We start from the raw sequence: 17,348 nt of genomic DNA, 5'->3' as shown, positions 1-17,348 counted from the left end.
GCAGGCACCCGACGCGTCGAAAGCTTGCCCAAACGCCGGTCCCTTAAGCCATCCTCCCCAGCCTCTTCGTAGCGGTCGCGATAACGCCGAAATTGCCGTTCCGACATGCCCAGTAGCTCACCAGCCTCCAGCATCGAAAGATCGCCGCCATTCCAGCGGCTTAAAACGTCCCGAAACTTCTGCATTCTCCGGTCCTGTAGCCATGCTGTCCGTCCCATCCCCAGCCTCCATTCGCTGGCGATAAAACCGGACAACTCGTGTGCTACCTAACCCGGACAACTCATGTGCTTACGACACTTCTGGCGCGCCCGCTTGCGCCCTTGCCCGCCTTCCGCTATAGAGCCGCCACCCGCGTAGACACCCTTGGAGGCAACGCGGAGGAAGGCCGGCCAGGCCTCGCATGATCCCCAGACGCATTTGGATCGCCAAACGCATCGGACAGATCGTGCAGGGTCGCGACGGCTTTCGACGTTTACGGCTCGCCTCGTGCTTGCCGCAAGCGCTCCATAACACGCGAAAGGAAATGCCATGAGCCACGATACTTACGAGCTCAAGGCCGAAGCGCGCGAACAGGTCGGTAAGGGGTCCGCCCGTGCAGTTCGCCGCGACGGTAAAGTGCCTGCAGTTATCTACGGCGACAAGCAGCCTCCCCTGGCGATTGCGCTGAACTACAAGGAACTCTTCTACAAGATCCATGGCGGCGGGTTCCTGACCACGATCGCCACGATCGATGTCGACGGCAAGAAGATCCAGGTCCTGCCGAAGGATTTCCAGCTCGACCCGGTCAAGGATTTCCCTGTCCATGTCGACTTCCTGCGCATCGGCAAGGACACCGAGGTCAATGTCGACGTGCCTGTCCACTTCATCAATGAGGACAAGTCGCCCGGCATCAAGCGCGGCGGTGTGCTCAACATCGTTCGCCACGAAGTCGAGTTCCACTGCCCGGCCAACGCGATCCCGGAATTCATCACCGTCGATCTCACCGGCACCGACATCGGCGACTCGATCCACATCTCGGCGGTCAAGCTGCCGGCCGGCGTCAAGCCGGTCATCTCCGATCGCGACTTCACCATCGCGACCATTGCCGGCTCGTCGGCGATGAAGCCGGAGACGGAAGCCACCACCGAGGCGGCGGCGACCGAGACGGCGGCCCCGGCGGCCGAAGAGAAGTAATTCTCCCCCCCGGAGGCGGCGATGCTTGTCTTTGCAGGCCTCGGCAATCCGGGCGCGAAATACGAAAACAACCGGCACAATGTCGGCTTCATGGCGGCGGACGCGATTGCCCGCCGCCATTCCTTTTCGCCCTGGTCGCGGAAATTCCAGGGCCTGATTTCCGAAGGCACGCTCGGCGGCGAGAAGATCCTGCTGATCAAGCCGCAGACCTTCATGAATCTCTCCGGACAGTCGGTCGGCGAAGCGTTGCGCTTCTACAAGCTTGAGCCTGCCGCGCTCACCGTTTTCTATGACGAGATCGACCTTGCCGCGGGCAAGCTCAGGGTCAAAATGGGCGGCGGCTCCGGCGGCCATAACGGTATTCGCTCGCTCGACCAGCATGTCGGCAACGCCTATCGCCGGGTGCGCATCGGCGTCGGCCATCCCGGCGTCAAGGAAATGGTGCACGGCCATGTGCTCGGCGATTTCGCCAAGGCGGATCGTGAGTGGCTCGACGTGTTGCTCGATGCGATCGCCGACGACGCTGGCTTGCTGGCAAAGGGCGACGACAACTCCTTCATGAACCGCGTCACGCTTGCGCTGCGCGAAAAACTCGTGCCGACCGGCGACGACGACCGCCCGCCGCCCAAGGCGCCGAAACAGCAGAGCCATATCCGCCAGGCGCGCCCGCAGCAGGCGCCGGCCAAGCTGCCCGAAAGCGGCCCGATGGCCGCGATGCTGAAAAAACTGTTCGGCAAGGAGTGAGCGTCGAACGAACCTCGCGCAGGGCTTGACGTTCCTCACCCCTATCGCCCATAGCCCTCACCAAATCTCAAATTCCCGATAGGACCGTACGAACATGGGTTTCAAATGTGGCATCGTTGGCTTGCCCAACGTCGGCAAGTCGACGCTGTTCAACGCGCTGACCAGGACGGCCGCCGCGCAGGCCGCCAACTATCCTTTCTGCACCATCGAGCCGAACACCGGCGAAGTGGCGGTGCCGGATCCGCGGCTGCAGAAGATCGCCGCAATCGGCAAGTCGAAGGAGATCATCCCGACCCGCATCTCCTTCGTCGACATTGCCGGCCTGGTGCGCGGCGCCTCCAAGGGCGAAGGCCTCGGCAACCAGTTCCTCGCCAACATCCGCGAGGTCGATGCCATCGTGCATGTGCTGCGTTGTTTCGAGGATGACGACATCACCCATGTCGAGGGTCGCATCGACCCGGTAGCAGACGCCGAAACGGTCGAGACCGAGCTCATGCTTGCCGACCTCGAAAGCCTCGAGCGCCGCATCGCTCAGTTCCGCAAGCGTGCTTCCGGCAAGGACAAGGAAGCCATGGCCGTCCTGCCGATGATGGAGGCCTCGCTCGAGCTGCTGCAGGCGGGCAAGCCGACCCGCTTCCTGCTCAACGGCATCGCGCAGGAGGATCTGCGCATCCTGCAGGGCCTGAACCTGCTCACCTCGCATCCCGTGCTCTATGTCTGCAATGTCGCCGAGGCGGATGCCGCGACCGGCAACGAGCACACCAAGGCGGTGGAGAAGATGGCCGCCGCGCAGGGCGCCGGCACCGTGGTGATCTCGGCGGCGATCGAAGCGGAAGTCGCCCAGCTGTCCGATGAGGAGGAAATGGAATTCCTGGCCTCGATCGGCCTCGACGAGCCGGGCCTCAACAAGGTGATCCGCGCCGGCTACGAGCTGTTGCATCTGATCACCTATTTCACCGTCGGCCCGAAGGAGACGCGCGCCTGGACGATCCACAAAGGCGACAAGGCACCGCAGGCGGCCGGGGTCATTCACACCGACTTCGAACGTGGCTTCATCCGCGCCCAGACCATCGCCTACAATGACTTCGTCACTTTGGGCGGCGAAGTGGCGGCCAAGGAAGCCGGCAAGGCGCGCGACGAAGGCAAGGAATATGTCGTCCAGGACGGCGACATCATGCTGTTCAAGTTCAACACGTGACAGCCTGAGCCGACCTGTCCGGCGACCCGCATTGGATGACGTTGCCGGCATCGAGGGCCTGCCTTGACCTTGTCATGCGGCGGGTCTAATCGGCGGCTGCTCGCGGCGGTCAATCGGCAGCGCCGCCCAGGCACTCCAAAGTCGCGTGCTCCGACCCGGAGCGCACCCAGCAAGGGAGACCCGGCGATGATAAAGACCTTCGTCGTGGACAATGATCGGCTGCGCCTCACCGAGGACCTCGCGGCGGACGGCGACAGGGTCGTCTGGGCCGATCTTTTCAACCCGACCAAGGAGGAAGAGGCTCGCATCGAGAGCTGGCTGGGCATTGCCGTTCCGACCCGAGAGGAGATGGAGGAGATCGAGATCTCGAGCCGCCTCTATATCGAGGACGGCGGCTACTTCATGACCGCCGTGCTGCCGGCGCAGACCGAAGCCGAAGACCCGCTGATGTCGCCGGTGACCTTCGCGCTTGCCGGCAACCGGCTGATCACCATCCGCTACCACGAGCCCAAGGCCTTCAAGACCTTCCCGCTGCGCGCAGAAAAGGTGGCGACCGGCTGCACCAGTGGCGACACCATCCTGATCGGTCTTTTGGAAGCGATCGTCGATCGCCTGGCCGACATCCTCGAGCGCGCCGGCCGAGACGTGGAAGCGATCTCACGCGACATTTTCGAGGCGCGTTCGACCAAGGCCTCGAAGCGCAACCGCGATTTCCAGGAGCTTCTGAAAGGCATCGGCCGCAAGGAGGACATCGCCTCCTCGGTCCGCGACAGCCTGATCTCGTTGCAGCGCCTGGCCGGCTTTCTCGCCCATGTCGCGGCTCAGACCAAGATGAGCAAGGACGTGCGCGCCCGCATCAAGACTTTGTCCCGCGATGTGCTCTCGCTCGCCGACCACGCGACCTTCCTGTCGCAAAAGATTTCCTTCCTGCTCGATGCGACGCTCGGCATGATCTCGATCGAGCAGAACGCCATCATCAAGATCTTCTCGGTCGCCGCCGTCATCTTCCTGCCGCCGACGCTGGTCGCCTCGATCTACGGCATGAATTTCGACATCATCCCCGAGCTGAAATGGGAGTTCGGCTATCCCTTCGCCATCGCCCTGATGGTGATCTCGGCCATCCTGCCCTTCTGGTATTTCCGCCGCCGCGGCTGGCTCTGACAGCCTGGCCATTGGCTGGCTTACCAGAAAGGGCTTGACCAAATCGTCCCAGGTCTGCATCCGGGTTGCCGGATCTTGCAGCATGATCCCGAAAAGTGGGAACCGGTTTTCGGAGAGGATCATGCTCCAACAAAAAAGTTAGATCGTGGTGGCGATTCAACGAAACGCCACCACGATCTAAGGATTTAACCGGATTGCCGACATGACCGGAAAGACCTGGGCCTATGAGGATTTCGTAGAAGGCGCCTCGCTCGACCTCGGCAGCAAGGACGTTAGTGCTGCCGAAATCATCGAATTCGCCAGCGAGTTCGACCCGCAGCCAATGCACCTCGACGAGGAAGCCGGCAGGGCAAGCATCCTCGGCGGCCTTTCGGCTTCGGGCTGGCACACCTGCGCGATGTTCATGCGCATGCTGTGCGACGCCTTCCTGCTCGACTCGACCTCGCAGGGCTCGCCTGGCATCGAGCATGTGAAATGGAAGAAGCCGGTTCTGGCCGGCGACCGTCTCACCGGCAAGCTCACCATACTTTCCAAGCGTCAGTCGAAGTCCAGGCCGCGGCTTGGCCTCGTCACGATGCGCAGCGAGCTTTTCAACCAGCGCGGCGAACCTGTCTTCGAGCTCGAGAACACCGGCATGTTCCTGACCCGCGAGGCCGTGGCATGACGCTCGACGAATACTTCCTGATCGGCGAAACCGTCACGCTCGGCTCGCACAAATTCGAAGCCGACGAGATCAAGGCCTTCGCCAAAAAATACGATCCGCAGATTTTTCATGTCGATGTGGAAGCGGCGAAAAAGAGCGTGCTTGGCGGACTCTGCGCCTCGGGCTGGCACACCGCCGCGACCTGGATGAAGTACAACCTCGAAAAGCGCATGGAGACCGAGGGCGTGCGCTGGACCGGCCCCGGCCCGCAGCCCGAATTCGGCCCCTCGCCCGGCTTCCGCAACCTGAAATGGCTGAAGCCGGTCTATGCCGGCGAAACGGTGACCTTCACGCGCACCGCACAGGCGCACCGCCCGCTCACTGGGCGCCCCGGCTGGAACCTGCTCACGCTGCGTTCCGAGGGTTTCGATTCGACCGGCGACAAGGTCATCGAATTCGACAGCGCTGTGCTGGTGAAGGTGGAATAGTGAATGGTCAGTAGTCAGTAGTCAGTAGTCAGTAGTGAGTGGCGTCCACTCACTACTCACTACTCACTACTCACACTCGCTAGTGCCCCTCATACCCGATCAGCGTCCTGACCGGCACGCCGAGTGCTTCCAGCCTCTTGCGCCCGCCGAGATCCGGCAGGTCGATGACGAAGCAGGCGGCGACGATGTCGGCGCCGATCTGCCTGAGCAGCTTCACCGCCGCCTCCGCAGTGCCGCCGGTGGCGATCAAATCGTCGACCAGGATCACCTTCTCGCCGGGCGCGACGCCGTCCTTGTGCATCTCCATCTCGTCGAGGCCGTATTCGAGGCTGTAGGCGACACGCACGGTCTCATAAGGCAGCTTGCCTTTCTTGCGGATCGGCACGAAGCCGGCCGAAAGCTGGTGCGCCACGGCGCCGCCCAGGATGAAGCCGCGCGCCTCGATGCCGGCGATCTTGTCGATCTTCAGCCCGGCATAGGGATGCACCAGTTCGTCGATGGCGCGGCGGAAGGCGCGCGCATCGCCAAGCAGCGTGGTGATATCGCGAAACAGGATGCCGGGCTTGGGGTAATCCGCAATGGTGCGGATGGCCGCAAGCAGCGTGTCTTCGAGCGAGGATTTCATCGAGGCTTTCCGCGTGACCGGCTGTCGGATTTGGCGGCGTCGGCCATTGCTGCCCGACGCGACCGACAAGGGCTACCGCGATGTCGCGCCAGAGACAAGCACATCCGGCAAAGGATCGGCCCTGAGCGGCCTCGGCCATAACGAAAAGGGCGCCCGCGAAGGCGCCCTTCGAAAAGCAAGCGATACTCGCAGCTACATGCCGAGATCCGAGCGCAGCTCGGAGCGCGCCACTTCGTATTCGGCCGTGAAATCGGGACGATTGAGCAGGACCGCGGCGATGACGCTGCCGGAAATCTTGCCCATCTCGATGTCGGACGGATAGTGGATGCCGCCGACCACGCGATTGTGGGCGAATTCGGCCGCGCGCGCCATGATCTCGGCGCGCTTTTCCGGAACCATGTCGGCGAGGATGATGCCCATCATGGTGCCGACCGTCGCATGGCCCGACGGCCAGGAACCGGAATTCGACAGCTTCACGACCGGCTTGACCAGATCGCTGAGCTGATGCGGTCGTGGACGCTTCCAGATATCCTTGGCCGGATCGACGACGGCGCCCTCGGTCGCCACGACGCGATCGAAGAAGGCACTGAACTTCGGCAGCGTTTCCTTGTTGAACTTCGGCCCCATGACGTCGGCGAAGCGCCAGACATTCTCTTCGGCGTCGGCGATGGCGCGCTTTTCCATTTCCGGCGTGCGAGTCACCTGCAGCGTCAGCACCTCGCCGAGCTCGGCTTTGGTTTCCGCCGAATCGTTGGCCGGCGGCGGCGGCAGGATCATCGTCAGGTCGATGTCCTTATTGGTGACGAAAGGCTGGGCGTCGTCGGCATGGGCGGCATACCCGGTGACGAGCAGCAGGAAGCCGGCCGCGAGCGATGCGTATCTATTCATGGGGTGCGATCCTTTGATGAGGGCAAGGCAGGATCGCCGCGCGCGATGACGGCCATGTGACATGGTCCTCGGTTTACGCGTGCCGAAATGCAAAAGGGCGCCCGTGGCGCCCTTCAGATTTCTTGCGGTCGATATCGCGCCTCAGTGCGCCACGTCGGCCCACACCCTGCGCTTGGTCATGTAGACCAGCGCGCCGAATATCAGCAGGAAGAACAGCACGCGGAAGCCGGTCTTCTTGCGGTCCTCCATATGCGGCTCGGCCGCCCATGCCAGGAAGCTCGCCACGTCGCGGGAATACTGGTCGACGGTCTGCGGCGCGCCGTCGTCATAGGTCACCTGACCATCCGAGAGCGGCTTCGGCATCTTCAGCGACACGCCGGACATGAAGTACGGGTTGTAATGCGTGCCTTCCGGGATGACCATGCCGGCCGGCGGCGTCTGGTCATAGCCGGTCAGCAGCGAATGGATGTAGTCGGGGCCGCCCGCGTCATACTGGGTGAAGATGTCGAAGACGAACTGCGGGAAGCCGCGCTCGACGCCGCGCGCCTTGGCCAGCAACGACATGTCCGGCGGAGCGGCGCCGCCGTTGGAAGCAGCAGCGGCTTCCTCGTTCGCGAACGGTGCCGGGAAATGGTCCGACGGCTTGCCGGGACGATCGAACATGTCGCCGGCATCGTTGGGGCCGTCATGGATCGTGTAGCTTGCGGCCAGCGATTTGATCTGGGCTTCGGAATAGCCGAGATCCGACAGCGTGCGGAACGCCACGAGATTCATCGAATGGCAGGCCGAGCAGACTTCCTTGTAGACCTTCAGGCCGCGCTGCAACTGCCCCTTGTCATAGGTGCCGAACGGGCCGGTGAAGCTCCAGCTCATTTCCTTCGGCTCGTTGATCGGGAAATGCGTCGGCGCGGCCGCGTTGTGTCCCTCTTCAGCGGCGAAGGCGGCGGTGCCAGCGGCCACGAGGCCGATGAGCGCCAGCGAGGTGAGAATCTTCTTCATGCCAAATCCCCTTAGATTCTCTACCGCTCAGCCCTTGGTCTGTGGTGCGGCCGTGGCGCCCGCCGGATGCCCGCTGCCGCCCTTGTTCTTCTCCAGCACCGACTCGGTGATCGAGTTCGGCAGCCGCCTGGGCGTCTCGATCAGGCCGAGCACCGGCAAGATGATCAGGAAGAAGGCAAAGTAGAACAGCGTCGCCATCTGCGCCATGAACACATAGCTGCCTTCCGCCGGCTGCGAGCCCAGCCAGCCAAGCAGGACGGCGTCGGCCACGAACAGCCAGAAGAACAGCTTGTACCATGGCCGGTAGACCGCCGAGCGCACCTTGGAAGTGTCGAGCCACGGCACCAGGAACAGCATGACGATGGCGCCGAACATGCACAGCACGCCGCCGAGCTTGGAGTTGATCGGGCCGACGTTGAAGGTGATGGCGCGCAGGATCGCGTAGAACGGCAGGAAGTACCATTCCGGAACGATGTGGGCCGGCGTCTTCAGCGGGTTGGCGACGATATAGTTGTCGGCGTGGCCGAGATAGTTCGGCAGGTAGAAGACGAAATAGGCGAAGACGAACAGGAACACGATCATGCCGAACGCGTCCTTGATGGTCGCGTAGGGCGTGAAGGCGACGGTGTCGGTCTTCGACTTGACCTCGATACCGGTCGGATTCGACTGGCCGACGACATGCAGCGCCCAGATGTGCAGCACGACGACGCCGGCAATCATGAACGGCAACAGGTAATGCAGCGCGAAGAAGCGGTTGAGCGTCGGATCGTCGACGGCGAAGCCGCCGAGCAGCAACTGCTGGATCCAGTTGCCGACCAGCGGGATGGCGCTGAAGAAACCGGTGATGACGGTGGCGCCCCAGAAGCTCATCTGACCCCAGGGCAGCACATAGCCCATGAAGCCGGTCGCCATCATCAGCAGGTAGATGATGCAGCCGAGGATCCAGAGCAGTTCGCGCGGCGCCTTGTAGGAGCCGTAGAACAGGCCGCGGAAGATGTGGAGGTAAACGGCGATGAAGAAGAACGAGGCGCCGTTGGCATGCATATAGCGCAAGAGCCAGCCGGAGTTGACGTCGCGCATGATCTTCTCGACCGAATCGAAGGCGAGATTGGTGTCGGACGTATAGTGCATCGCCAGCACGATGCCGGTCAGGATCTGCGAGGCCAGCATGATCGACAGGATGCCGCCGAACGTCCACATGTAGTTGAGGTTGCGCGGCACCGGGTAGGAGACGAAGCTGTCGTGGATCAGCCGCGGCGACGGCATGCGGGCGTCGAACCACCGCTCGATACCGGTCTTGGGCGTATAGGTCGAGTGTCCCTCGCTCATCGAAATATCCCCTGCCTCAACCGATAAGGATTTTGGTATCGGAAATGAACTTGAATACCGGGATCGCCATGTTCTCCGGCGCCGGGCCTTTGCGGATGCGGCCGGCGGTGTCGTATTGCGAACCGTGGCACGGGCAGAACCAGCCGCCGAAATCGCCTTCCTGGCCAAGCGGGATGCAGCCCAGATGGGTGCAGACCTGTACCATCACCATCCAGGCCTCCTTGCCGGGCGTGGTGCGGTTGGCGTCGGTTGCCGGCGCGTCGGACGGCAAATTGGCGTTGCGCGCGATCGGATCCTTGAGATCGGCGAGATTGACGGCTTCGCCGTCCTTCATTTCCTTTTCGGTGCGGTTGCGCACCACGACCGGCTTGCCGCGCCACTTGACGATCAGCGAACTGCCGGGCTGCAGCGAGGCGACATCGACCTCGACCGAGGCCAGCGCCAGCGTCGAGGCGTCAGGGCGCATCTGGTCGATGAACGGCCACGCGACGGCTCCGGCGCCGACGACGGCGGCCATGCCGGTGGCTACATAGAGAAAATCGCGACGGTTGGGATCGTGGATGTCGGTTGCGCTCACGGGTGCCTGATCCTTTCGCCTCTTCCTAACCGGAGGCCGAGCCTTGTCCCCGCTCGATCGCACCTGCCCGACAGCGCATGGCGAACAGGCTAGCGAATTCCTCCGGCATTTGGATTTTCGGTTTATGCGTGAAGCCCGTTTTTGTCCAGCGGGGTGAGGCCACAAGGGCAGATTGTCGCGGGGATGCGCGGCAGCGGTCGCCGGCGCGTCCTTGCTCGACCGGCTGGCGGGGTGAAACGGCGCGAAATCCGGGGGAAATCGGGGCCGCGCTCGCCTCGACATCGGCTCCTAGCCCGGTCTATTCTGCCGCCATGGCGCATGTCATTGAACGCGAAAGCTGGGCCGAGGCCGCCGATCACTGGAAAGGCGAGCTGCAATGCGGCCAGTTCGGCGCCAATTCCTGCTTGATCTTCAACTATCAGCCGACCGTCGGCGGCGGCCCGCGCCTGCACAAGCATCCCTATTCGGAGATCTTCGTCATCCGTTCCGGCACCGGCCTGTTCACGATCGGCGACCGGGAAATCACGGCCACCGCCGGCCAGATCCTGATCGTGCCGCCCACCACGCCGCACAAATTCACCAATCTCGGCCCGGGTCCGCTCGAAAGCACCGACATCCACGAGAACGGCCACTTCATCACCGAGTGGCTCGAGTAGACCATTATTTGAAGAGCTCCTAGCTGGCACCAAGTCTAGCCAGCACCGCGCGCGGAATGTCGTATTCGCGGATCACGGCATCGTGCTTGCGCAAGCCGCAAAGCTCGCGCTGGATGAAATAGCCGTGGACGGCAGCCGCTGCTTCCTTGAGCAGCCGATTGCGATGCTCGCCGTCGCCGCCCTCGCGCAATTTGGCGAGGGTTTCCTCCACACGCTGGCCGGCGCGGCCGAGCGCCGCGGCTTTTTCGGCGAGGATTTCGTGGCCGAGCAGGTCGAGTGCGCCCTCCTGCGCGCCTGACCGTCCGAAATTCGTCGGCATTCTGAAGGACATAGTCTTGTTCTACTCCGCCGGCCGCGTCTCTTCCAGCGCGCTTTCCTCGTTGAACAGGAAGCCGCCGGACTGCCGTTTCCAGAGCCGCGCATAGAGCCCGTCGAGCGCCACCAGCTCGTCATGCGTGCCCTGTTCGACGATGCGGCCGCCGTCGAGCACCACCAGCCGGTCGAGCGCCGCGATCGTCGACAACCGGTGCGCGATGGCGATCACGGTCTTGTTTTCCATCAGCCTGGTCAGGTTCTCCTGGATCGCCGCCTCGATGTCCGAATCGAGCGCCGAGGTCGCTTCGTCGAGGATCAGGATCGGCGCATCCTTGAGGAAGACGCGGGCGATGGCGACACGCTGCCGCTGGCCGCCGGAGAGTTTGACGCCACGCTCGCCGACATAGGCCTCGTAGCCGCCGCGATCCCGGCTGTCGCGCAGTCCGAGGATGAAGTCATGCGCCTCGGCCTTCTTCGCCGCCGCGATCACTTGCGCATCGGTAGCATCCGGCATGCCGAGCTTGATGTTGTCGCGCAGCGAACGGTGGAACAGCGCCGTATCCTGGCTGACCACGCCGATATTGCCGCGCAGCGAATTCTGCGTCACTCCGGCGATATCCTGGCCGTCGATCAGGATCTGGCCGCCTTCCAGGTCGTAAAGGCGCAGGATCAGGTTGGCCAGGGTCGTCTTGCCGGCGCCGGACGGGCCGACCAGCCCCACCTTCTCGCCCTGACGCACGACGAGGTCGATGCCGTCGAGCACACCCCCGCCCTTGCCGTAGTGGAAAGTGACGTTCTTGACGTCGATGCGGCCGCCGGTGACGGCGAGTTCCCCGGCGCCCGGCGCATCGGTGAGGCCGAGCGGTTGCGTGATCAGCGCCTTGGAATTCTCCAGTACGCCGAGGTTCCTCAGAATGCCGTTGAGCTGCATCATCACCCGTCCAAGCAGCATGTTGAGCCTGAGGACGAGAGAGAGCGTGAAGGCGACGGCGCCGACCGTGATCGAGCCCTCGACCCACAGATAGATGGCGAAGCCGGCGATCACGGTGATCATGACGCCCGACAGCGTCGTCAGCGCCATGCGCACGCCGGTCAGCCGGCGCGTGAACGGACGAAGCGCATCGAGATAGATGTCGAAGCCGTTCCTGATGTAGCGGTCGTCGCCATCCGCCGAGAACAGCTTCAGAGTCTGCACGTTGGAGTAGGAATCGACGATCCGGCCAGTGATCATCGACCCGGCTTCGGCCGTCGCCTCGGCATGCTTGCGGATCTCCGGCAGATAGAGTTTGGCCAGCCAGCCGAAGATGGCGATCCAGATTACCACCAGCACCGCCAGCCTGAGGTCCAGGCCCGCGACCAGCGCCAGCGTCGTCACGGTATAGATGATCATGAACCAGATGACCTCGATGAAACTTTCCATCAGGTCGCCGGTCGCCTGCCCCGCCTGCCAGACCTTGGTGGCGATGCGGCCGGCGAAATCGTTCTGGAAGAAGGCGTAGGACTGGCGCGAGACATGCCGGTGCGCCTGCCAGCGCACCAGATTGTAGAAACCCGGCGTGATCGTCTGCTCGTCGACCAGCGCAGCGAGACCGACCACCAGGGTGCGGATGACAAGCACCACCGCGCCCATGAACACGAGCTCCGGACCGGCGGCGGCCCACAGCGCGTGCCAGCTGCGCTCTCCCGGCAACTGGTCGAGTATATCGACCAGCCTTCCGACGAAATAGAAGAGCCCGGCTTCGACCAGCGGCGCGATGCCGCCGATGATCAGCATGGCGAAGAAGGCGAATTTCGCCTGCCCGACATAGTGCCACAGGAAGCCACCGACGCTGGCGGGCGGCCGCAGATTCACCGGCTCGCGGAATGGGTAGACCCAGCGCTCGAACCAGCGATAGACGGCTTGCATCATTCCGCGGCTTCACCTTTTGTCGACAGATCCGCGGCGACCTGTTTTTCCTCAAGCAGGAAGCCACCCGACTGGCGCCGCCAGAGCTGGGCATAGAGCCCGCCCTTGGCGATCAGCGCCTCATGCGAGCCTTCCTCGATGATGCGGCCTTTGTCCATGACGACGAGCCGGTCCATCGCCGCGATGGTCGACAGGCGGTGGGCGATGGCGATGACGGTCTTGCCCTGCATGAGCTTGTAGAGGTTCTCCTGGATGGCCGCCTCCACCTCCGAATCGAGCGCGGACGTGGCCTCGTCGAGAATGAGGATCGGCGCGTCCTTCAGCATAACGCGGGCAATGGCGATGCGTTGCCGCTGGCCGCCGGACAGCTTTACGCCGCGCTCGCCGACCAGCGCCTCATAGCCGCTCCGCCCATGCGGATCGGTCAGTCCCGCGATCACATCGTCGATCTGCGCGGCTTTCGCGGCGCTGACCATGGCCTCGTCGCTGGCGGACTGGCGTCCATATTTGAGGTTCTCGCGAACGGATCGGTGCAGCAGCGACGTATCCTGGTTGACGAAGCCGATCGCCGCGCGGACGCTCTCTTGCGAGACGTTGCGGATATCCTGCCCGTCGATCAGCACCTTGCCGTCCTGCACGTCGAACAGCCGCAGCACGAGATTGACCAGCGTCGACTTGCCGGCTCCGGAACGCCCGATCAGGCCGACCCGCTCGCCCGGCGCGATTGTCAGCGACAGATTGTCGATGACGCCGCCTTTGCCGTCCTTGCGCCAGTAGTTGAAGTTCACCCGGTCGAACTCGATGCCGCCGGCGCTGACGACGAGAGCGGGCGCGCCAGGCTGGTCCTGCATGGTGATCGGCCGCGCGATCGTCGTCATCGAGTTGCTGGCGACGCCGATCTGTCGGAAGACGTTGGCCCCGACATCGAGGATCCGGCCGGAGATGTTGGCGATCTGCAGCGCGAACGGTATCGCCGTCGCCACGGCGGCGGTGGTCATGGCGCCGGCATTCCAGCCGGCGAGCGCCAGCCAGCTTATGGCGATAAGCAGCGCCGCGTTGAGCACGAACAAGGCCGACCACATCAGCGTGAAAACGCGCATCAGATGGTAGAACGTGTCCGCATGCTCGATCACCGCTTGCGAGACATATTTGTCTTCATGCTCGCCGGTCGAGAATGTCTTCAGCGTCAGGATGTTGGTGTAGCTGTCGACCATGCGGCCGCTCACCTGCGACCAGCGCTCCGACAATGCCGACGAGCGCCGCGTGATCCTGGGCATTGCGGACCAGAAGATCAGGCAATAGAACACCAGCCATACCGCCACGACCGCCAGCAGAAGCGGGTCGAGCCGCGCCAGCACCACGATCGCCACGGCGACGAAGACCAGCGCATACCAGACGGCATCGACGGTGAGATTGACGCTCATCTCTACCGAATCGCCGCTCTGCATGACCTTGGTTCCGATGCGGCCGGCGAAGTCGTTCTGGAAGAACGACCAGTCCTGGCGCACCACGTGCCAGTGGCTCTGCCAGCGGATGAGGTCGATGAGATTGGGCGCAATGGCGTGGTTGCGGATGAGCGCATCGACGACCATCGACAGCGGACGCAACAGCACCACGAACACCATCAAGGCGAGCAACGGCCCACGTGCCGCGAAGAAATCGCCGGGCTTGGCGTCGGTCAGCGCGCCGACGATCAGGCCGACGAAGATCGGCAGCATCGCGTCCGAAATGGCGGCGACGGCAACGATGACCATGCGCAATCGATAGGCGGCACGAAACTGGCTTATGAAATACCAGTAGAACCGCCAAAGCCCCATTGGCGGCTGCCGGTCGTCTGCCAGCGCCACCGGCGAATAGCGGCTTTCGAACCAGGTGAAGATGCGGTCGAACATTTTTCTCTCGTATGCGCCGGAAACCTGCCGGTCTGGGAGCTGGTCGGCCTCCGACCATGCCGTGGTTACGCCCGGGATCGATTCCTCGCAATCGTCGTAGCCACGGGTACCAATCGCGATCGCGTTACTCCGCCGCCATTCCGGTTTCAGGCGCCTTGGCATCGGACTCGGCCGGACCGTCATCGAGCAGGAAGCCGCCCGACTGACGCTGCCAGAGCTGGGCATAAAGCCCGCCCTTGGCGACGAGCTCCTCATGCGAGCCCTCTTCGATGATGCGGCCCTTGTCCATGACGACGAGCCGGTCCATCGCCGCGATCGTCGACAGCCGGTGCGCGATGGCGATCACGGTCTTGCCCTGCATCAGCTTGTAGAGGTTCTCCTGGATCGCCGCCTCTGCTTCCGAATCGAGCGCCGAGGTTGCCTCGTCGAGGATCAGGATCGGCGCGTCCTTCAGCATGACGCGGGCAATCGCAATGCGCTGCCGCTGACCGCCGGACAGTTTGACGCCGCGGTCGCCGACATAGGCATCGAAACTCTTACGCCCTTCGGAATCGGAAAGCTCGGAGATGAAGTCGAGCGCCTCGGCGCGCTTCGCCGCCTCCACCAGCATCTCGTCGGTCGCATCGGGCCGGCCATAGAGGATGTTCTCGCGCACGGAACGGTGCAGCAGCGAGGTATCCTGCGTCACCATGCCGATCCGCGCGCGCAGCGAATCCTGCGTCACCGCCGCGATCTCCTGGCCGTCGACGACTATCCTGCCGCTTTCCAGATCGTAGAAGCGCAGCAAAAGGTTGACCAGCGTCGACTTGCCAGCGCCGGATCGGCCGACAATACCGACCTTCTCGCCGGGCTTCACGGTCAGCGACAGGTTCTCGATGACGCCCTTCTGCTTGCCGTAATGGAAGCGTATGTCCTCGAAGCGGATCTCGCCATGGGCAATGGTGATGTCCCTCGCGCCAGGCCTATCCTCGACCAGCCGCGGCAGCGAAATCGACTGGATGCCGTCCTGCACCGTGCCGATGTTCTCGAACAGGCCCGACATTTCCCACATGATCCACTGCGACATGCCCCACATGCGCAGCACCAGGCCGATGACCACGGCGACGGCGCCGATCGTCACCGCATCGCCGAGCCACAGCCACAGCGACAGCGCGGTGACCGAAAACAGCAGCAGCGCGTTCAGGATATAGAGCAGGCCGTAGAGCACCGTCACCAGTCGCATCGAGCGGTAGACCGTCTCGAGGAAGCCCGCCATGCCTTCCCTCGCGAAGCCCGCCTCGCGGCGCGCGTGGGAAAACAGCTTCACCGTCTGGATGTTGGCGTAGCTGTCGACGACGCGACCCGTCATGGTCGAGCGCGCATTGGCTTGCTCCTCGCCAACCTTGCCGAGCCTCGGAATAAAATAGCGCAGCAGCGCGATATAGCCGAGCAGCCACACGCCCAAGGGCGCGGCCAGCCGCAAGTCCGCCGAGCCGACGATGAGCAGCATGCCGAGGAAGTAGACGATGACGTAGTTGAGGACGTCTATGACCTTCATGACGCAGTCACGCACGGCAAGTGCCGTCTGCATCAGCTTGGTGGCGATACGGCCGGCGAACTCGTCCTGGTAGAAAGCCATCGACTGTTTCAGCAGGTAGCGATGCACCTGCCAGCGGATGCGCATCGGATAATTGCCCATCGTCGTCTGCTGGTTGACCAGCGAACGCAACCAGACCGTGCCGGGCAGCGCAAACAGCACGATGAAAGCCATGCCGGCCAGCTTCCAGCTCTCGGTCTGCAGGAAGGTCTCGCGGTTCTGCGCCGACAGCCAGTCGACGATGCGGCCCATGAAACCGAACATCCACACTTCGGCGACGGCGATCGCCGCCACCAGCACTGCGTCGATGGCGATATAGGGCCAGGCGCCGCGCGTGTAATGCACGCAGAAGGCGATCAGCGTCTTCGGCGGTTCGACCGGCTCCTCGGCGGGGAACGGATCGAGCCTCTTTTCAAACCAGTGGAACATTCCGGGCACTCACAATGCTATGCGCGCTTCACGCGGCGCGGGATTGATGGGCTAGGCTTTGCGGCCGCGCGACGCCGCGGGCCGGCGATACGGAATCGTCCGCATCGCCGGCCCTGCTTCGCGCAATATAGGGTGTCGCGGGCTTTTCGCCGACAGGCTCGCTCGACGATCCGGACGGCACGCTCGAGCCGGCCCGGTTCTTGTCCCCGGGCCGGATCCAACGGATGATCCGGCGCACCAGCGTCGGCCGGCTGTGGTCGGGCACGGCGCGCGAGAAATCGACGTCCGGCAGCATGCCGCGATGCGGCCGGCGCCGTTCCTCGGCATGCACCGCCGACGAATAGGTCTCGCCGATCAGCAGCGCCCAGGTCGCCACCTTGCGCTCGTGCAGGCTTCTTGAACCGGGTATTTTGTAGGGATCGAACATCGGTCCGTCCTCCATGTGCAAATGCGTGAAAAAGGGTGATGCGACCTCGACCCCTGGCATTCGGCCGGAGGCGCGGATCGAATCGGTCGGGACGTGACGACAAACGTCGGTTGGGACACGACAAGTGTCGGTCCTGACACGTACGGCTGGAGCGCGGAGCCCCTTTGGCAGTTTGAAAAACATCGCAAGATTCCTTCGAAGGCCGAAAACTGGGTTCGGCGGGAATCGGTGCGATGAAGACTTAAAGTGTCAGAAGAATCGTCGTACCGAAACCGCCTGCGGGCATACGTGAGCCCCGGAGAGGAGCTGGAAGTGCATGGTG

At 63.3% G+C, this 17,348-nt stretch carries 18 protein-coding genes; 7 read left to right on the top strand and 11 right to left on the bottom strand.

Annotated elements, in window-relative coordinates; translation table 11 throughout:
* On the bottom strand, positions 1-185 hold a 185-nt coding region (locus DPM33_RS21495; RefSeq protein WP_167449087.1), incomplete at its 3' end, for a helix-turn-helix domain-containing protein.
* Between the two features lie 343 nt (positions 186-528).
* On the opposite strand from DPM33_RS21495, the gene DPM33_RS21490 reads away from it, so the two are divergent.
* From DPM33_RS21490 to DPM33_RS21465, 6 genes are all read left to right on the top strand, one after another.
* Positions 529-1,173 carry a 50S ribosomal protein L25/general stress protein Ctc gene (locus DPM33_RS21490; protein ID WP_112099434.1) on the top strand — a complete coding sequence of 215 codons (645 nt, stop codon included), beginning with the start codon at positions 529-531 and terminating at the stop codon, positions 1,171-1,173.
* Between the two features lie 21 nt (positions 1,174-1,194).
* The gene (gene pth / locus DPM33_RS21485; protein ID WP_112099433.1) at positions 1,195-1,917 is read left to right on the top strand and encodes an aminoacyl-tRNA hydrolase; all 723 of its coding nucleotides are present in this window, start codon (positions 1,195-1,197) and stop codon (positions 1,915-1,917) included.
* A 94-nt stretch (positions 1,918-2,011) separates the two neighbouring features.
* Entirely contained in the window at positions 2,012-3,115 is a 1,104-nt protein-coding gene (gene ychF, locus DPM33_RS21480; protein WP_112099432.1) for a redox-regulated ATPase YchF, read from the top strand.
* A gap of 186 nt (positions 3,116-3,301) precedes the next feature.
* Positions 3,302-4,276 carry a magnesium/cobalt transporter CorA gene (corA, locus tag DPM33_RS21475; RefSeq protein ID WP_112099431.1) on the top strand — a complete coding sequence of 325 codons (975 nt, stop codon included), beginning with the start codon at positions 3,302-3,304 and terminating at the stop codon, positions 4,274-4,276.
* Between the two features lie 202 nt (positions 4,277-4,478).
* A complete protein-coding gene (locus DPM33_RS21470) occupies positions 4,479-4,940 on the top strand; it encodes a MaoC family dehydratase (protein WP_112099430.1) in 462 nt (153 codons plus the stop codon).
* Entirely contained in the window at positions 4,937-5,407 is a 471-nt protein-coding gene (locus DPM33_RS21465) for a MaoC family dehydratase (RefSeq protein WP_112099429.1), read from the top strand. Before DPM33_RS21470 ends, DPM33_RS21465 begins: the two co-directional genes overlap by 4 nt.
* Before the next feature lie 79 nt (positions 5,408-5,486).
* Here the strand turns inward: DPM33_RS21465 and DPM33_RS21460 are convergent, their stop codons facing one another.
* From DPM33_RS21460 to petA, 5 genes are all read right to left on the bottom strand, one after another.
* Positions 5,487-6,032: an adenine phosphoribosyltransferase gene (locus DPM33_RS21460; protein ID WP_112099428.1), complete on the bottom strand. Its 546-nt coding sequence runs from the start codon at positions 6,030-6,032 to the stop codon at positions 5,487-5,489.
* Between the two features lie 192 nt (positions 6,033-6,224).
* The gene (locus DPM33_RS21455) at positions 6,225-6,920 is read right to left on the bottom strand and encodes an acid phosphatase (RefSeq protein ID WP_112099427.1); all 696 of its coding nucleotides are present in this window, start codon (positions 6,918-6,920) and stop codon (positions 6,225-6,227) included.
* 141 nt (positions 6,921-7,061) lie between these two features.
* The gene (locus DPM33_RS21450) at positions 7,062-7,919 is read right to left on the bottom strand and encodes a cytochrome c1 (RefSeq protein WP_112099426.1); all 858 of its coding nucleotides are present in this window, start codon (positions 7,917-7,919) and stop codon (positions 7,062-7,064) included.
* A 27-nt stretch (positions 7,920-7,946) separates the two neighbouring features.
* Entirely contained in the window at positions 7,947-9,248 is a 1,302-nt protein-coding gene (locus DPM33_RS21445) for a cytochrome b (RefSeq protein ID WP_112099425.1), read from the bottom strand.
* A 16-nt stretch (positions 9,249-9,264) separates the two neighbouring features.
* Positions 9,265-9,825, bottom strand: coding sequence for a ubiquinol-cytochrome c reductase iron-sulfur subunit (gene petA / locus DPM33_RS21440; RefSeq protein ID WP_112099424.1), 561 nt, complete (start codon positions 9,823-9,825; stop codon positions 9,265-9,267).
* 311 nt (positions 9,826-10,136) lie between these two features.
* On the opposite strand from petA, the gene DPM33_RS21435 reads away from it, so the two are divergent.
* Positions 10,137-10,481 carry a cupin domain-containing protein gene (locus DPM33_RS21435; RefSeq protein WP_112099423.1) on the top strand — a complete coding sequence of 115 codons (345 nt, stop codon included), beginning with the start codon at positions 10,137-10,139 and terminating at the stop codon, positions 10,479-10,481.
* A 19-nt stretch (positions 10,482-10,500) separates the two neighbouring features.
* Here the strand turns inward: DPM33_RS21435 and DPM33_RS21430 are convergent, their stop codons facing one another.
* The 5 genes from DPM33_RS21430 to DPM33_RS21410 form a co-directional block, all read right to left on the bottom strand.
* Entirely contained in the window at positions 10,501-10,812 is a 312-nt protein-coding gene (locus tag DPM33_RS21430) for a DUF6665 family protein (RefSeq protein WP_112099422.1), read from the bottom strand.
* 9 nt (positions 10,813-10,821) lie between these two features.
* The gene (locus tag DPM33_RS21425; protein WP_112099421.1) at positions 10,822-12,705 is read right to left on the bottom strand and encodes an ABC transporter ATP-binding protein; all 1,884 of its coding nucleotides are present in this window, start codon (positions 12,703-12,705) and stop codon (positions 10,822-10,824) included.
* Positions 12,702-14,594, bottom strand: a complete 1,893-nt coding sequence (locus DPM33_RS21420; RefSeq protein ID WP_112099420.1) for an ABC transporter ATP-binding protein — start codon at positions 14,592-14,594, stop codon at positions 12,702-12,704. Before DPM33_RS21420 ends, DPM33_RS21425 begins: the two co-directional genes overlap by 4 nt.
* Before the next feature lie 124 nt (positions 14,595-14,718).
* Complete coding sequence (locus DPM33_RS21415) at positions 14,719-16,599, bottom strand: ABC transporter ATP-binding protein (RefSeq protein ID WP_112099419.1); 1,881 nt, start codon at positions 16,597-16,599, stop codon at positions 14,719-14,721.
* Positions 16,600-16,627: 28 nt separating this feature from the next.
* On the bottom strand, positions 16,628-17,026 hold the full coding sequence (locus DPM33_RS21410; RefSeq protein WP_245442301.1) for a hypothetical protein: 399 nt from the start codon (positions 17,024-17,026) through the stop codon (positions 16,628-16,630).
* Between the last annotated feature and the right edge of the window lie 322 nt (positions 17,027-17,348).

The organism is Mesorhizobium hawassense (genome assembly GCF_003289945.1).
Classification (GTDB): domain Bacteria; phylum Pseudomonadota; class Alphaproteobacteria; order Rhizobiales; family Rhizobiaceae; genus Mesorhizobium; species Mesorhizobium hawassense.
Note: the sequence above shows the minus strand (reverse complement) of the source record. Positions and strands in the feature narration are given on the sequence as shown.

What these genes read in the sequence shown, in the direction of transcription:
- DPM33_RS21490 (WP_112099434.1), top strand. Translation starts at nt 529, where the DNA reads ATGAGCCACGATACTTACGAGCTCAAGGCCGAAGCGCGCGAACAGGTC.
- pth (WP_112099433.1), top strand. Translation starts at nt 1,195, where the DNA reads ATGCTTGTCTTTGCAGGCCTCGGCAATCCGGGCGCGAAATACGAAAAC.
- ychF (WP_112099432.1), top strand. Translation starts at nt 2,012, where the DNA reads ATGGGTTTCAAATGTGGCATCGTTGGCTTGCCCAACGTCGGCAAGTCG.
- corA (WP_112099431.1), top strand. Translation starts at nt 3,302, where the DNA reads ATGATAAAGACCTTCGTCGTGGACAATGATCGGCTGCGCCTCACCGAG.
- DPM33_RS21470 (WP_112099430.1), top strand. Translation starts at nt 4,479, where the DNA reads ATGACCGGAAAGACCTGGGCCTATGAGGATTTCGTAGAAGGCGCCTCG.
- DPM33_RS21465 (WP_112099429.1), top strand. Translation starts at nt 4,937, where the DNA reads ATGACGCTCGACGAATACTTCCTGATCGGCGAAACCGTCACGCTCGGC.
- DPM33_RS21460 (WP_112099428.1), bottom strand. Translation starts at nt 6,032, where the DNA reads ATGAAATCCTCGCTCGAAGACACGCTGCTTGCGGCCATCCGCACCATT.
- DPM33_RS21455 (WP_112099427.1), bottom strand. Translation starts at nt 6,920, where the DNA reads ATGAATAGATACGCATCGCTCGCGGCCGGCTTCCTGCTGCTCGTCACC.
- DPM33_RS21450 (WP_112099426.1), bottom strand. Translation starts at nt 7,919, where the DNA reads ATGAAGAAGATTCTCACCTCGCTGGCGCTCATCGGCCTCGTGGCCGCT.
- DPM33_RS21445 (WP_112099425.1), bottom strand. Translation starts at nt 9,248, where the DNA reads ATGAGCGAGGGACACTCGACCTATACGCCCAAGACCGGTATCGAGCGG.
- DPM33_RS21435 (WP_112099423.1), top strand. Translation starts at nt 10,137, where the DNA reads ATGGCGCATGTCATTGAACGCGAAAGCTGGGCCGAGGCCGCCGATCAC.
- DPM33_RS21430 (WP_112099422.1), bottom strand. Translation starts at nt 10,812, where the DNA reads ATGTCCTTCAGAATGCCGACGAATTTCGGACGGTCAGGCGCGCAGGAG.
- DPM33_RS21425 (WP_112099421.1), bottom strand. Translation starts at nt 12,705, where the DNA reads ATGATGCAAGCCGTCTATCGCTGGTTCGAGCGCTGGGTCTACCCATTC.
- DPM33_RS21420 (WP_112099420.1), bottom strand. Translation starts at nt 14,594, where the DNA reads ATGTTCGACCGCATCTTCACCTGGTTCGAAAGCCGCTATTCGCCGGTG.
- DPM33_RS21415 (WP_112099419.1), bottom strand. Translation starts at nt 16,599, where the DNA reads ATGTTCCACTGGTTTGAAAAGAGGCTCGATCCGTTCCCCGCCGAGGAG.
- DPM33_RS21410 (WP_245442301.1), bottom strand. Translation starts at nt 17,026, where the DNA reads ATGTTCGATCCCTACAAAATACCCGGTTCAAGAAGCCTGCACGAGCGC.